Genomic DNA, 14,256 nt, shown 5'->3' with positions numbered 1-14,256 from the left:
ACAATGAACGTTGCTTTGCTTTTTGCCGGCGGTATCGGTTCCAGGATGAACTCCCGCGCCCTCCCGAAGCAGTTCCTGGAGGTCAACGGCAAGCCGATCATCATCCACACCCTCGAGCACTTCGAGGCGCACCCCGAGATAGACAGCATCGCCATCGCGATACTCGCCGAGTACCGCGAGTACATGGAGAAGCTGCTGAAGCGGTACGAGATCCAGAAGGTCAAGTGGATCATCGACGGCGGCAAGACCGGTCAGGAGTCGCGGCACAAGGCGCTCTCGACGGTTGCCGCGGAATGCCCCGACGACACCGTCGTACTGATCCATGACGGCGTGCGGCCGCTGATCGACGCGAAGCTGATCAGCGCCAACATCGAGATGGTCCAGGAGCACGGCTCGGCCATCACGTGCACCAAGTTCAACGAGACCGTGGTGTCGAGCGAGCACGACCACATCGACGACGTGATCCCGCGCGACCACATCTACGCCGCGCAGGCCCCGCAGAGCTTCCGGCTCGGCGAGATCCTCTCGCTGTACGAGCGTGCGGTCGCCGAGGACGAGCACGACACCATCGACTCGTGCTCCCTCATGCACAAGTACGGCCGCAAGATCTACCGCGTGGTCGGCCCGCGCTCGAACATCAAGATCACGACGGCCGAGGACTTCTACCTCTGCCGGACGTTCTTCGAGATCCTTGAGAACCAGCAGATCGTGGGTACGTGATTCCATTGACCACCGTCTCCAGCCCGGTCGTGGCGCACGACCTCGACGAGATCCTTGACCGCGACCTGCCGTGGAGCGAGCTTTCCGGCCGCACCGTGCTGGTCACCGGCGCGAGCGGCATGCTGCCGTCGTACGTCGTCTACACCCTCCTCGCACTGAACGACCGGCACGGCGCGGGTATCACCGTGCACGGCCTGGTGCGGAACGAGGAGAAGGCCAGGCGGCTGCTCGCGGACGTGCTCGACCGTCCGGACTTCAACCTCGTCGTCCAGGACGTGTCGGCTCCGCTGGAGCTGCCCGGCCCCGTCGACTACGTGATCCACGGAGCGAGCGCCGCACGGCCCGCCCTGCACGGCAGTGCGCCGGTCATGACGATCAAGGCGAACCTGCTGGGCACGTTCAACCTGCTCGACCTCTGTGTGGAGAAGGCCAGCCGCGGATTCCTGCTGATGTCCTCGGCGGAGGTCTACGGCGCCCAGGCCCCGGAGACCGAGCTCATCGACGAGCAGAGCTACGGCGGGTTCGACATCCTCAACCCGCGGGCCTGCTACGCCGAGGGGAAGCGCGCGGCGGAGACGATCTGCGCGACCTACCAGGCGCAGTACGGCATCGAGAGCCACGTCGTCAGGTTCGGTCACGTCTACGGGCCGGGAATGGCGCTGGACGACGGCCGGGTGCAGGCCGACTTCGCGGCGAACGTGGTGGCCGGCAAGGACATCGTGCTCAACAGCGACGGTTCCGGCGTACGGACCTACACCTACGTGGCCGACGCCATCGCGGGGCTGTTCTACACGCTGCTCCGCGGTGACCAGGTCGCCTACAACGTCGCGGACCCGGCCGGTCTGGTCTCGATCCGGCGGCTGGCGGAGCTCTTCACCGAGGTGCGCCCGGAGCGTGGGCAGCAGCTCCGCTTCACCAACGAGTCCGACGCGCGCGCCTACAGCCTGACCAAGAAGCAGGGCCTGGACAGCACGCGGCTCACCGCTCTCGGCTGGAACCCGGTGGTCGATCTGCCGACCGGGCTGAACCGTATGGTGACCCATCTGGAGTCGAGCGCCCCGGCGCTCTAGCGAATCCGCCGTCGGGGCACGCCACCGGCACGGATCGACAGAAACACCAGCACGCACATTGCCTCGGGCCCGGACTTTCGTCCGGGCCCGAGGCAATGTGGCAATGTGGTGCAATTTCGCTGAATTGCCGAAAGCGGGCGCTTCAGGAAGATCGAATTTTCCTGGCCAGCCGCCGGACCGAAGCCGGAAGGAAACGGACCAGTCGCCGCTGCTGCTGCCCCTTGGGCTTCGGCCGCACCACGATCTTCTCCGAACCACCGTCGTCCTCGGTGGGATTCCAGTACTGCGTGGACTTCTCGCCCTTGCGCGGATACAGCTCATTGGGCTGGCGCCCGACGACCTCGGGCCGCTCCCAGGCGATGTTCCGCCGCACCACTCGCGCCGGTGACCCCACCGCGGTGCAGTTGTTGGGGATGGACTTCGTGACGACGCTGCGGAAGCCGATCACCGAGCCGCTGCCGATGGTGACGCCGCCCATCACGACCGCGTGCTTCGCGATCCAGACGTGCTCGCCCACGACGATCGACTGGGACGGGTTCACGCGCTTCTCGGTGCGCACGTCGAAGATCGGGTGGGTGTCGTCGCCGCGCACCTCGATGTTCTTGGCGAACATCACGTCGGCACCGATCGACACGGACACGCCTTCGACGGCGGAGATGAAGGTGCGGCCCGCGCAGCCCACGTTCTCGCCGATCCGGATCTGGGACTTGTGCCCGCAGCGCAGTTCGAAGCGGAGGCCTGCGCGCTTCTTCGTGGTCTGCTCGATGTCTATCTGACCGTTGTCTCCCGTGAAGGTGACGAGTAGGTCCTGGATATCCGCTTTGGGACTGATGACGAGTCTGTTGTTCGACCCCTTGAAGCGGATATCGATCTTTTCCGCACGGATCTCTCCGTCGTAGACGATCTCGTTTCCCTGATCGTCCTTGTAACGCTCGAGCTTGCGCACTTGCAGCATTGTGATCTGAGGGATGCCCTCGACCGGTTCAGGGTCGGACCTGCCCCTCGTACCTCCATTCCGGCTCGGGATCTCGATTTAAGTTATCAGATGACTCTGTTACTGAATCTTGGCGTGATCGGACCAATCTTGGCCGCAACACCGGCTGTGGAGCGCGGGCTTCCACGCCGTGCAGTTCACGTTCTGTGCGGTTCAAGGCGTATCGAGTGGTTGGTCATCCTTTGGGATTCGTACGCGGCCGACGCCGGCCGGCCCGTGCTCATTCCCCCTGTGGTGGCTCCACCCGCTCCAGCCACACCGTCAGCAGCGGCTCAAGTGCCGCCGCCTCGTCGCCGGTCAGGGTGGAGAGGAGGCGGCGTTCGTTGCGCATGTGCTCGGTGAAGGCCCGGTCGATCAGGTCACGGCCGGCGGGGGTGAGGGCGACCACGCGGGCACGGCCGTCGCCTGCCGCCCGGCGGCGGGTGACCAGGCCGGAGCGCTCAAGACGGTCGATGCGCTTGGTCATCGCACCGGTGGTCACCATGGTGTGCGCGGCCAGTTCGCCGGGGGCCCGCTCGAACGGCTCCCCGGCCCGGCGCAGCGCGGCCAGTACGTCGAACTCGCCCTCGCTCAGGCCGAACCGGCGGTACACCACGCACAGTTCCTCCGTGAGCAGCCCGGCCAGCCGGTGCAGGCGGCCGATCACGCCCTGGGGGCGCACGTCGAGATCCGGGCGCTCGCGGGCCCACTCGGCCTGGATGCGGGCCACGTGGTCCAGGGGCTGGGGGGTGGTGGAATCCGGCATGGCCCCATTGTAGCTTCCAGGGAAGATATTTCCGGTACTGTAGCTTCCATGGAAGCTACTTTGCGGTGGGTGCTGATCACGGCGATCGCCCCGGTGGCCTGGGGGACGAACTACTACGTCACCCACGCCTACCTGCCCGCCGAGACCCCGCTCTACGGAGCCGCCATCAGGGCCCTGCCCGCCGGGCTGCTGCTCCTGGCAGTCTCCCGCCGACGCCCCCACGGCTCCTGGTGGTGGAAGGCCGTGGTCCTCGGCGTCCTGAACATGGGCGGCTTCTTCGCCCTCGTGTACGTCGCCGCGCAGCTGCTCCCGACCAGCACCGCCTCGACGATCATGGCCGCCTCACCGGTGGCCATGATGCTGATCGCCTGGGCGCTCGTGGCCGAGCGGCCGGGGCTGCTGCCCCTGCTGGGGGCGGCAGCCGGTATCGGCGGGGTGTGCCTCATGCTGCTGACCGGGACCGTCCAGGCCGACGTCCGCGGGGTGCTCGCCTCGGTCGCCGCCCTGACGATGTCGTCCCTCGGCTACATCCTCACCAAGCGCTGGGGCGCCGGGACCGACATCCTTGCCTCCACCTCCTGGCAGCTGATCGCCGGTGGCCTGCTCCTGCTGCCCCTCGCCGCGGCCGTGGAAGGCGCGCCGCCCGCGCTCGACGGGCCGGCCGTCCTCGGGTTCGGGTACGTCACCGTGGTGGCGACCGCTCTCGCCTTCGCCGCCTGGTTCGCCGGACTGCGCCATCTGCCCGCCGCGACGGTCGGCCTGGTCGGGCTGCTCAACCCGGTGACCGGAGTGCTCCTCGGCACGGTGATCGCCGGGGAGTCGCTCACCCTCCGGCAGATCTGCGGGCTCGTCCTCGTGCTGGGCGGAATCCTGCTCGGCCGGCCGGCAGCGCGCCGACGGCCGGCCGAGGTCCGCCGCGCCCGTCCTAAGACCGCGTGACCTTCAGTTCCCGTACGCCCGTGGGTTCGGCCGCATCCGCCGAAACGACCGTCACCCGCACCTCGCGGGCCACCGCCCCCGCCCGGTACGGCTGCCAGTTCCTGCCGTCGGCCGAGGTCTCCAGGCGGTGCGAGGCGGGGGGTACGTCCGTCCACTCGGGCGCGAATCCCGTCACCGGGGCCGCCCGCCCCAGATCCACCGTCAGTGAGCCCGTCTCCCCGTCCGGCGACCACGCCGTCGCCGGGCTGCCGTCCACCGCCGCCGCCGCGTACAGGCCGGGTGTCTCGGACGTCGCCGTCGCCGGGCGGCAGCGCGCCGCGTCGGTGGTCGGGGTCAGGTCCGGGCGGCGCGTGGGGAGAGTGAGGGTGGTGGACAGGGAGCGGGGACCCGACGGGGTGTGGAGGGTGAAGGGGGCGCCCGACGTCAGCCGGACCTCCGTCGTGCGGGGGCCGATCGCGATGTCGTACGTACGCCCCTGATAGTGCAGCCCCGTCAGCTTGACTCCCTCACGCAGCTGCGGCGGCAGCATCGGGTCCAGGCGCACCCCGTCCTCCCGCAGCCGCAGCCCCGTCAGCCCGTGCGTGAACACCTGGAGGAAACCGCCCTTGCCGGTGAGGAAGTCCTCGGCCGGGAAACCGGAGAGAGGGTCCTGGGCGCCGGCCTTCGCGCCGCGCGCCTCACTGAAGACGGCGTACGGGCCGCGCATGAACGGGCGCACCGCACGCTGGAGATAGGTATACGTGGCACAGCCCGGCTCCCCGATCGCGGCCGCGTCGATCGCGTGCACCGAGTCCGTCATCGCCGGGCCGTCCGGATCGGTGTGCGCCGCGTAGTAGTCGAGCGTCGAGGCGGCCGCACCCGGCTCCATCGGCCATTCCAGGGGGTAGATCAGCAGGACCGTGTCGGCCTGCTTGATCGTCGAGCCGTCGTAGCCCGCGTACTGGAGGTAGAGCTTGCGTTCCGGGTCGTACGGGATGCGCAGACCGTCGGCGACCTCCTTCCACTCGTCCGGAGCGGGGTGCCCGAGGAGCTGCGCCGCGCGGGTGGCGTTGCGCAGGGCGGTGGCCGCGACGGCGTTGGTGAACACCCCGTCGGTGACGCCGTTGCTGTATTCGTCAGGCCCCGCGACCTCCTTCACCGAGTAGCTGCCGTCGTCGTTCGCGGTGGCGCGCGAGGCCCAGAAGTCGGCGATGCCCTGGAGCATCTGCCAGCCGTGGCCGGCCAGCCAGTCGCGGTCGCCGGTGGCCAGGTAGTACTGCCAGACGGCCAGCGAGACATCGCCCTGGAGGTGGTTCTGGGTCACGCAGTGCGGCGGGTTCCAGCTCTGGCACTCGGACCAGAGATTGCCCTTGCTCGCGCTCGTCCACGGGTAGAACAGCCCCTTGAAGCCGAGCTTCTCCGCGTTCGTACGGGCCTCGTCGCGCGTCCGGTAGCGGTACTCGACCACCGAACGGGCCAGTTCGGGACGGGTGGCGAGCAGTCCCGGGTACATCCAGGTCTCCGCGTCCCAGAAGACCATGCCCGCGTAGTTGTCACTGGTCAGCCCGGCCGGAGCGATGCTGTCGCGGGAACCGGTGCGGGTGGAGGCGAGGAGTCCGTACTGGGCGGAGCGCAGCCACTTCTGCAGATCGGGACTGCCCGGCACGGACACGTCGGCGGCCCAGTCGCGGCGCCAGACGGCGGCGTTCTCGGCGAGTACGGCGGGCCAGCCGCGCCTCGCCGCGTCCCGGGACGCCTCGCGCGCGGTGGTGCGCGGGGCGCGTGAGGTGAGCGCGGTGTCCACCCCGACGTACTTCAGATACGTGTACGTGCGCCCCGCGGTCACCCGGGACGCCTGCCCGTTCGCGCCCGCCGGGCGCATCGTCTGGACGATCGCGCCCGCCGTCCCCGTGCCCCGGGTGCGGAACGTCCCGTCGTCCTCCAGGTCGATCCGGCGTGCGCCGCGCGGGTCGAGCCGGCCGGTGACCGTCGCGGTGCCGGTCCAGTGCGGGGTCATCCGCAGCCGCACGGCACCGGTGTTGACCTCGGCGCGGTCGGCCAGCACCTCGTACGTCAGGTCCGTCGCGCGGCCGTCGGCCGTGGTCCACCGCAGTGACGTGCGCACCAGTCCGCACCGCAGGAACACCGTCTGGCGGTACCGGGAGATCCGGCCGGCCGGGGTGGCGGAGCCGTATGTCTCCTTGCCCACCCGCACATCGAGGTTGGTCCAGCTCGGCAGCGCGGCGGCCACCTCGCGGCCCGCCGCCAGGTCCTTCTCGCGGCCGAAGAGCCCGGAGACGAACGCCCCGTCGTAGCGCGGGGTGAACAGCGGCCAGCCGGTCTTCTCCTCGCGCTCGGCGTACCCGGCACCCGCGGCCGGTACGCGGTGCCCCAGGTAGCCGTTGCCGACGTAGGGGTCGTAGCCGGCGGCCTCGCCGAACGTCGTGGACGTCAGGGCCCAGGCGGGGTCCGTGTCCCGGCCGCAGGCCACGGCCGCCGGGGCGGACGGCCGCTGATCGGCGGCGTACGCGACGGGTGGCAGGGGCGCCGACGCGATCAGGGCGCAGGCGACGAGGGACGTGAGGAGAGTGGTACGCGAAGGGCTCACGGTACGAACGTAGGGAAACGCGCGCCGTGCGGCGGGGCACGGCGCGCGGGTGAACGGCTGACGCGGGAGCGCGGACGCTCAGTCCGCGAGCCCCGTCTTGAGACCCGCGCCGCACAGCGGTACGACGACGCTGCGGTCCGTCCAGCCGCCCACCGCCGCCCAGCAGGCCACGCCCGTCGTCTCCACGTAGAAGCCGCGGGTGGCCAGATCCCGCTGTGCGGTGCGGATCTGATCCTCGGTCACGGTCAGGAAGGTGCCGCCCGACTCCCGCACCGCCGCCAGGATCGACCGGGCGCGCGGCGGGCGCGGGATGGCGATGCCCTCGGCGAGGGTGGGGGAGGTGGCGGCGTCGGCAGTGACGCCGAGGAGGTCCTCGGCCCCGGCGTGGAAGGCCGCGGCCAGCGGGGACACGGCCTCGGCCTGGACGGCGACCAGCGCGGGGCGGGTGTCGATCAGGCCCTGGGCGAGGAGCTCGGCGGTGGCCAGGGCCGCGCCGAGGAGCAGTGTGCCGTTGCCGACCGGTACGGCGATGGCGTCGGGGAGCCGGCCGCCGAGGTCCTCCCAGAGCTCGTACACATAGGTCTTCGTGCCGTGCAGGAAGTACGGGTTGAAGACGTGCGAGGCGTAGAAGGTGCCGGGTGCGTCGGCGGCGGTGCGGGCCGCGCGGGCGGTCGCCTCGCGGTCCCCGGGGACGATCTCCAGCCGGGCGCCGTGGGCCCGGATCTGCTCGGTCTTCTTCGCGGACGTGCCCTCGGGGACGTACACGGTGCAGGGCAGTGCGGCGCGGGCGCAGTACGCGGCGACGGCCGTGCCCGCGTTGCCGCTGCTGTCCGCGACGACGCGCTCGGGGGCGAGGCGGCGGGCCAGTTCGGCGAGCATCACCGCACCGCGGTCCTTGAAGGAGAGCGTCGGCATGAGGAAGTCGAGTTTGGCCGAGACCGTGGCGGTGAGCGGCACGAGCGGGGTGCGGCCCTCGCCGAGGGTGGTCGCGGGGGAGGAGAGCGGCAGGACCTCCTCGTACCGCCACAGGGAGTTGACCCGGCCGGGCAGTTCGCCGGCGCGCAGCGGGCCCGTGGGTTCGAAGTCCAGGTCCCACGGGCCGCGGCAGACCGGGCAGCACCAGGTCAGCGAGGTGACGTCGGCACGGGTGCCGTCCTGGGGGCAGCGATAGGTGGTGGCCATGGCGGCCAGCATGCCAGCCGCGGTGGCGGTGCGGAGTCCGGGGCGGCCGCGGTGTCGCGGCCGCCCCGGAAGGGGCGTGCCTATCGCCGGGAGAGTCCGCGGTCGACGGCGGCCATCAGCTCGCCGTCCTCCGTGTCCCCGTCCAGCGACCAGAACATCGCGCCGCCGAGCCGGTGGTCGCGGATGTAGGCGGTCTTGGTGCGCAGGACCTGCGGGTCGTCGTACGTCCACAGCGTGGTGCCGTCGAACAGCCAGGCGCTGCCGTCACGGACGTTGCGGTGGACCTTGTACGTACCGGATTCGGCCAGTTTCTTCAGGGCCTTGTAGTCCTCGTAACCGGCCGCCCAGGTGGCGGGTGCGGGGGCCGTGGCGGGCTGGCCGAGGCCGTCGCCGCCGCCGGTCACACCGGTCCAGCCCTGACCGTAGAACGGCATCCCCATGACGAGCTTGCGGGCCGGGGCACCGCGCTTCAGCCAGTCGCGCACGGTCTGGTCGACGCTGAAGTCGCCCTTCGCGCGGAGCGCGGACTGCTGGGCCGTCGTCTTCTCGCCGGATACGTGGAAGTCGTAGCCCTGGAGGTTGACGAAGTCGAAGTCCCGCATGATGCGCGGGACGTCGAAGCCGGCGTCGATCTTCTCGGGGGACGTGGGGACGAACGCCGAGAGGTCGTAGTGCTTGGGCTTCGTGCCGTGGTGGCCGCCCTTGCGCGAGGCGGCGCCGGTCTTCGCGTACGCGTCGAGCTGGGTACGGAACTCGTGCACCAGCGCCGTGAAGTTCCGCTTGTCCTCGGGGTGGTACACCGTGTCCGTGTCACCGGCGGATCCCGGCCATTCCCAGTCGATGTCCACGCCGTCGAAGAGACCGGCCGCGGCACCCTCGCCGCCGCGCGTCCCGTCCACCGGCAGGTTGCCCTTGATGTACAGGTCGATGCACGAGGAGACGAAGGCCTTGCGGGAGGCGGCGGTGCGGGCCGCGTCCGAGAAGTGGGTGGACCAGCTCCAGCCGCCGAGCGAGATCATCACCTTGAGGCCGGGGTGCTTGGCCTTGAGCTCGCGCAGCTGGTTGAAGTTGCCCGCGAGGGCCTGGTCGTCGGTGTCGGCCACGCCGTCCACCGAGCCGGCCGCGTCCAGCGGGCGGACGTAGTCGGCCCAGGCGTCGGCCTCGCCGGGCACGTTGCCCGTGAAGCACTTGCCGTCGGCGCCGACGTTGCCGAACGAGTAGTTGATGTGGGTGAGTCTGGCCGCCGTGCCGCTCGTCTCCAGGTCCTTGACCTGGAAGTCGCGCCCGTAGACGCCCCATTGGGTGAAATAGCCGACGCGCTTGTAGGCGGGCGCGGAGCTTTGGTGGTTGTTCCCGCGATCCGTGTCGCGTCCCGCGGAGGCGTTGGCGGCGGGGGAGAGGGTGGCTGCCAGCGAGAGGGCGCAGGCGGCAATGGCCAGTCCGGACAGGGTTCTTCGACGCATGAGGCCCGTTCCTGTGTGCGTGTGCGGAGGCATGTGCTGAGAGGTGCGTGGCCGTGCTGTGTGGAGAGGAAACTATTGGTCTGGACCAAACGGGGTCAAGGGGTGGGGCTGCCGGAGCGGCCGGAGGAGTCCTGGCGGACAGGGGCGGGGTATGCGCACGCCGTCGGCGAATCATCACTTCGAGTGAAACTTTGGCCTGTGCTTGCGGTCCGGAACCGACGGTTGCGACGCTGTTGCAGTCTGTCAACCTCTTGGGGAGTGGCCTGTGACTTTCGGTGAGCAGCCCGCCTATCTGCGCGTTGCGGGCGATCTGAGAGAGAAGATCGCCAACGGTTCGCTGCCGCCGCATACGCGCCTGCCGTCGCAGGCGCGTATCCGCGAGGAGTACGGAGTCTCGGACACCGTCGCGCTGGAGGCCCGCAAGGTGCTGATGGCCGAGGGGCTGGTCGAGGGTCGCTCCGGCTCCGGCACCTATGTGCGCGAGCGCCCGGTCCCGCGCCGGATCGCCCGTTCCGGCTTCCGCTCGGAGGCGGGCGCCAGTCCGTTCCGGCAGGAGCAGACGGCGGAGGGTGCGCGGGGGACCTGGGAGTCCCGGAGCGAACAGGAGGGGGCGAGCCCGGAGATCGCCGAGCGGCTCGGCATCGAGCCGGGCGACCGCGTGATGCGTACGCGCTATGTGTTCCGGGACGGCGGGGAGCCGATGATGCTCTCCACCTCCTGGGAGACCCTCGCGGTCACGGGGCGCACGCCGGTGATGCTGCCGGAGGAGGGCCCGCTGGGCGGCTGCGGGGTGGTGGAGCGGATGGCCGCGATCGATGTCGTCGTGGACAACGTGGCCGAACAGGTCGGCGCGCGCCCGGGGCTGGCGGAGGAGCTCCTGGCGCTCGGCGGGGTGCCGGGCCATGTGGTGATGGTGATCGAGCGGACGTACTACGCGTCGGGGCGTCCGGTCGAGACCGCCGACGTGGTGGTCCCGGCCGACCGTTACCGGATCGCCTACCACCTTCCGGTCCGGTGACCGTCTCCGGTCCGGCCGGCTCCTGTCGAACGGGGGGTGCCGGGATCCGGGAGGGGCGTTCCCACCCTGCGGTTCGGTCCGTGGAGCGCCGTTCCTGTCGGGTGACCGATACCCGGAGGCGTGCGTCCGGGGTCCGTGACGGCAAGTTAACGGCATCCCCGGTCTCGTAACCGCCCGGCAATCATCGACCATGACGGCTTGTCATGTCCCGCTCCTAACTTCCCGTTCGGACCCGCACACCGGACTGACGAACGGGAAGTCACCGATGACGGACACAGCCGTACCGAACACAGCCGTACCGAACGAAGCCGTACCGAAGACCGGGCCCGCCTCCGGGGGAGACCTCGCGGGCGGGCCCGCCGCCCCGCCTCCGGGGCGCAGTTACGCCAAGCTCGCCGCCGACGAGAGCCGCGAGGACTACTCCCTCCGCTACGCACCGCACTCCTTCCGGCGCTGGTCGCCCGCCATGGTCGCGGGCACCGCGCTCGGCGGCATCGCCTACCTCGCCGACTTCGCGATCGGCGCCTCGATCGTCTTCACCTACGGCTTCACCAGCGGATTCGCCTCGATCCTGGCCGCCGCGACGATCATCTTCCTCACCGGCATCCCCATCGCCCGGGCCTGCGCGAAGTACGGCCTCGACATGGACCTGGTCACCCGGGGCGCCGGCTTCGGATACTTCGGCTCGACGCTGACCTCGTTGATCTACGCGTCGTTCACGTTCATCTTCTTCGCCCTCGAAGGCTCGATCATGGCGCAGGCCATGCACCAGGCCATCGGACTGCCCGTCCAGGTGGGCTATCTGGTCACCACCCTGATCGTCATCCCGATCGTCTTCCGCGGCATGGGCGCCCTCGCCAAGGTGCAGGCCTGGACCCAGCCGATCTGGATCATCGGCCTGGTGCTGCCGTTCGTCGTCCTCGCCTTCGAGGCACCGGACGCCTGGGGCGCGTTCGGCTCCTTCGGCGGCACGGAGGGGGCGGGATCGGGCTTCTCCTGGATCGGCTTCGGACTCGGCACCGGAGTCGCGCTCTCGCTCATCGCCCAGATCGGCGAACAGGCCGACTATCTGCGCTTCATGCCGGCGAAGACGGAGGCCAACAAGCGCCGCTGGAACCTCGCCGTACTCGCCGCCGGACCCGGTTGGGTCATCATCGGCGCGGCCAAGCAGCTCGGCGGCGCGCTGCTCGCCTTCGTCGCCCTGGAAGCCGTCGGCAAGACGCACGCGCTGGAGCCGATCGCCCCGCAGATCGAGGCGTTGAAGCCCTGGCTCGGCTCCTTCGCGCTGCCCGCCGCCGCGCTCTTCGTGATCGTGTCGCAGATCAAGATCAACGTGACCAACGCCTACAGCGGCTCGCTGTCCTGGTCGAACTTCTTCTCCCGGATCACCCACCGCCACCCCGGCCGGGTCTGGTACATCTTCCTCAATCTCGTCATCGCGCTGACGCTGATGGAGATGAACATGTTCGCCGCCCTCAACAAGCTGCTGGGCTTCTACTCCAACGTGGGCATCGCCTGGATCGCCGCAGTCGCCGCCGACCTCGTCATCAACAAGCGGATCGGGCTGAGCCCGCCGTACATCGAGTTCAAGCGGGCCTATCTGTACGCGGTGAACCCGGCGGGATTCGGGTCGATGGTGATCGCCTCGACCGTCTCGATCCTCGCCTTCTTCGGGTTGTTCGGTACGTACGCGGAGGCCTTCTCGACCTTCATCGCGGCCGGGCTCTCGCTGACGCTCTGTCCGCTCATCGCCTGGGCGACGAAGGGGAAGTACTACCTGGCCCGGCCCAATCCCGTGAACGGGCCGGGCGTCGAGGTCGCGGACATCACCGCCACCCACACCTGCGCGGTCTGTGAAACGGCGTACGAACTCCCGGACATCGCCGACTGCCCCGTGCAGTCCGGGCCGATCTGCTCGCTCTGCTGCTCCCTGGACGCCGAATGCGGCGACGTCTGCCGCAAGGACCCCGCCGAAGGGCCGGTCCTCATGCCGATGCCGGTACTGCGCGGCGGCGCGGGCCCGGCGTAGCGCGTCGCTCTCGAAGTACCGCGGAACTCCCTGGGGGCGCATCCATCCGGATGCGCCCCCAGGGAGTTGGTCCACTCCTGGCCGGATCAGTATCTCTTTGTGCAATTACGTATTCGTTGAGTGAAGGTCAGGCGTAGGCTCGGGCATATGCGTACTGCGGTTTCCTGGGGATCCTTAGAGACGTGCACGCCGTTCAGGGGAGGGGCGCAATGCTCGGGAGGGACACGATGAGCGACAGCGGGGCCGTGCTCCCTTGGCTGGTGATACGGCAGGACGACAACGGCAGCCGCTACCGCGTGGGCAGGTATGCCACGCAGGACGAGGCGCAGCGGACCGCCGACAAGCTCGACACCCACGGCCACAAGCAGCTCTACTGGGTCGAGCGGGTAGGGCAGACTGCCCGCCCGTAGTGCGCCCCCTCGCCTCTCCGGGCGTCCATGACGGGGCATTACGCTCCGCACCATGACTGATCGCGTAGTGGTGGCCGGAGCCGTCTACGACCGGGGGCGGCTGCTGGCCGCGCGCCGCAGCGCCCCGCCGGAGCTGGCCGGGCGCTGGGAGCTGCCGGGCGGCAAGGTCGAGCCGGGGGAGAGCGGCGAGCAGGCGCTCGTGCGCGAGCTCCGGGAGGAGCTGGGCATCGAGGCGGAGCCGCTGGAGCGTATCCCCGGTGAGTGGCCGCTCAAGCCCGGCTATGTGCTCCAGGTATGGACGGTCCGGCTGGTCTCCGGCGTGCCCGCACCGCTCGAGGACCACGACGAGTTGCGCTGGCTCGGGCCGGGCGAGAGCGGCACGGTGGACTGGCTGGAGCAGGATCTGCCCGCGGTGGCCGAAGCCGTACGCCGGCAGCCGGGCGGCGCACACCGCTGAGCGGAGCGCCCGGAGCCGGTCCTGTGCGCCCCTCGTTACGCGTACAGCCGTTCGTGTGCGCGCCCCTACCTCCGTACGCCTCACGTGTCGACACCGGCGGTATTTCATCCTGTATTTCGGGTATGTGGTGTTTAGTCCCCCGTACACAGGGCGTTCCCGTTGCTGGTCTTGGGAAGTGATCGGCGTGATCGATACCGAAGGCGACAGCGCCGAGTGGAGCTTTCCGGCTGTTCCCGGCGCCGTGCGCACGGCCCGGCACGCCGTCCATGACGCGCTGCGCTGCTGGGGGCTCGACACGGCCGTCGGAGATGTGGCCGTTCTGCTGGTCAGTGAGCTGGTGACCAACTCCATGCAGTACACGGCGGGCCCCATCGGGGTGCGGCTGGTGCGCCCCCGCCCCGACGGTGAAGGCCCCGCGGTCCACCCCGGCCTGCTCGTGGAAGTCTCCGATCCGCTTCCGGATCCGCCCACCGAACGTATGGCTGGACCCGACGACGAAGGCGGCAGAGGACTGCAGCTCGTGGCCTGTTCGGCCCGACGGTGGGGGACCCGGCGCGGAAAGAGCGGCAAGACGGTGTGGTTCGAGCTGGCCCTGCCTGGTTAGGAGTGAGGTGGGACGAACAGCGATCACGGAAGGTCCGT

General features: G+C 69.9%; 13 protein-coding genes. 8 read left to right on the top strand and 5 right to left on the bottom strand.

Going from position 1 to position 14,256, the window contains the following annotated elements:
* The first annotated feature begins 3 nt into the window (after positions 1-3).
* Positions 4-720, top strand: a complete 717-nt coding sequence (locus OG912_RS10115; protein WP_326738480.1) for an IspD/TarI family cytidylyltransferase — start codon at positions 4-6, stop codon at positions 718-720.
* Complete coding sequence (locus OG912_RS10110) at positions 717-1,790, top strand: NAD-dependent epimerase/dehydratase family protein (protein WP_327709061.1); 1,074 nt, start codon at positions 717-719, stop codon at positions 1,788-1,790. The genes OG912_RS10115 and OG912_RS10110 overlap by 4 nt, the downstream gene beginning before the upstream one ends.
* A 142-nt stretch (positions 1,791-1,932) precedes the next feature.
* Here the strand turns inward: OG912_RS10110 and OG912_RS10105 are convergent, their stop codons facing one another.
* Positions 1,933-2,745 (bottom strand): acyltransferase, encoded by an 813-nt coding sequence (locus tag OG912_RS10105; RefSeq protein WP_327709060.1) that lies wholly within the window; start codon positions 2,743-2,745, stop codon positions 1,933-1,935.
* A 259-nt stretch (positions 2,746-3,004) separates the two neighbouring features.
* A complete protein-coding gene (locus OG912_RS10100) occupies positions 3,005-3,529 on the bottom strand; it encodes a MarR family winged helix-turn-helix transcriptional regulator (protein ID WP_327709059.1) in 525 nt (174 codons plus the stop codon).
* A 48-nt stretch (positions 3,530-3,577) separates the two neighbouring features.
* On the opposite strand from OG912_RS10100, the gene OG912_RS10095 reads away from it, so the two are divergent.
* Positions 3,578-4,468, top strand: coding sequence for a DMT family transporter (locus OG912_RS10095; RefSeq protein ID WP_327709058.1), 891 nt, complete (start codon positions 3,578-3,580; stop codon positions 4,466-4,468).
* On the opposite strand, the gene OG912_RS10090 is transcribed toward OG912_RS10095, so the two are convergent.
* From OG912_RS10090 to OG912_RS10080, 3 genes are all read right to left on the bottom strand, one after another.
* A complete protein-coding gene (locus tag OG912_RS10090; RefSeq protein ID WP_327709057.1) occupies positions 4,455-7,055 on the bottom strand; it encodes a discoidin domain-containing protein in 2,601 nt (866 codons plus the stop codon). The genes OG912_RS10095 and OG912_RS10090 overlap by 14 nt on opposite strands.
* Before the next feature lie 78 nt (positions 7,056-7,133).
* Positions 7,134-8,237, bottom strand: coding sequence for a pyridoxal-phosphate dependent enzyme (locus OG912_RS10085; protein ID WP_443060965.1), 1,104 nt, complete (start codon positions 8,235-8,237; stop codon positions 7,134-7,136).
* Positions 8,238-8,317: 80 nt separating this feature from the next.
* Complete coding sequence (locus OG912_RS10080) at positions 8,318-9,700, bottom strand: glycoside hydrolase family 18 protein (protein WP_327709055.1); 1,383 nt, start codon at positions 9,698-9,700, stop codon at positions 8,318-8,320.
* Between the two features lie 265 nt (positions 9,701-9,965).
* Here OG912_RS10080 and OG912_RS10075 point away from each other — a divergent pair, with 265 nt between their 5' ends.
* From OG912_RS10075 to OG912_RS10055, 5 genes are all read left to right on the top strand, one after another.
* Positions 9,966-10,718, top strand: coding sequence for a GntR family transcriptional regulator (locus tag OG912_RS10075; RefSeq protein ID WP_326738488.1), 753 nt, complete (start codon positions 9,966-9,968; stop codon positions 10,716-10,718).
* 265 nt (positions 10,719-10,983) lie between these two features.
* Positions 10,984-12,747 carry a purine-cytosine permease family protein gene (locus OG912_RS10070; protein WP_327709054.1) on the top strand — a complete coding sequence of 588 codons (1,764 nt, stop codon included), beginning with the start codon at positions 10,984-10,986 and terminating at the stop codon, positions 12,745-12,747.
* A 209-nt stretch (positions 12,748-12,956) separates the two neighbouring features.
* A complete protein-coding gene (locus OG912_RS10065) occupies positions 12,957-13,157 on the top strand; it encodes an SPOR domain-containing protein (RefSeq protein WP_327709053.1) in 201 nt (66 codons plus the stop codon).
* A gap of 52 nt (positions 13,158-13,209) precedes the next feature.
* Positions 13,210-13,614 carry a (deoxy)nucleoside triphosphate pyrophosphohydrolase gene (locus OG912_RS10060; RefSeq protein WP_327709052.1) on the top strand — a complete coding sequence of 135 codons (405 nt, stop codon included), beginning with the start codon at positions 13,210-13,212 and terminating at the stop codon, positions 13,612-13,614.
* Positions 13,615-13,789: 175 nt separating this feature from the next.
* Positions 13,790-14,218 (top strand): ATP-binding protein, encoded by a 429-nt coding sequence (locus OG912_RS10055; RefSeq protein WP_327709051.1) that lies wholly within the window; start codon positions 13,790-13,792, stop codon positions 14,216-14,218.
* Positions 14,219-14,256 lie beyond the last annotated feature (38 nt).

The organism is Streptomyces sp. NBC_00464, assembly GCF_036013915.1.
Classification (GTDB): domain Bacteria; phylum Actinomycetota; class Actinomycetes; order Streptomycetales; family Streptomycetaceae; genus Streptomyces.
Note: the sequence above shows the minus strand (reverse complement) of the source record. Positions and strands in the feature narration are given on the sequence as shown.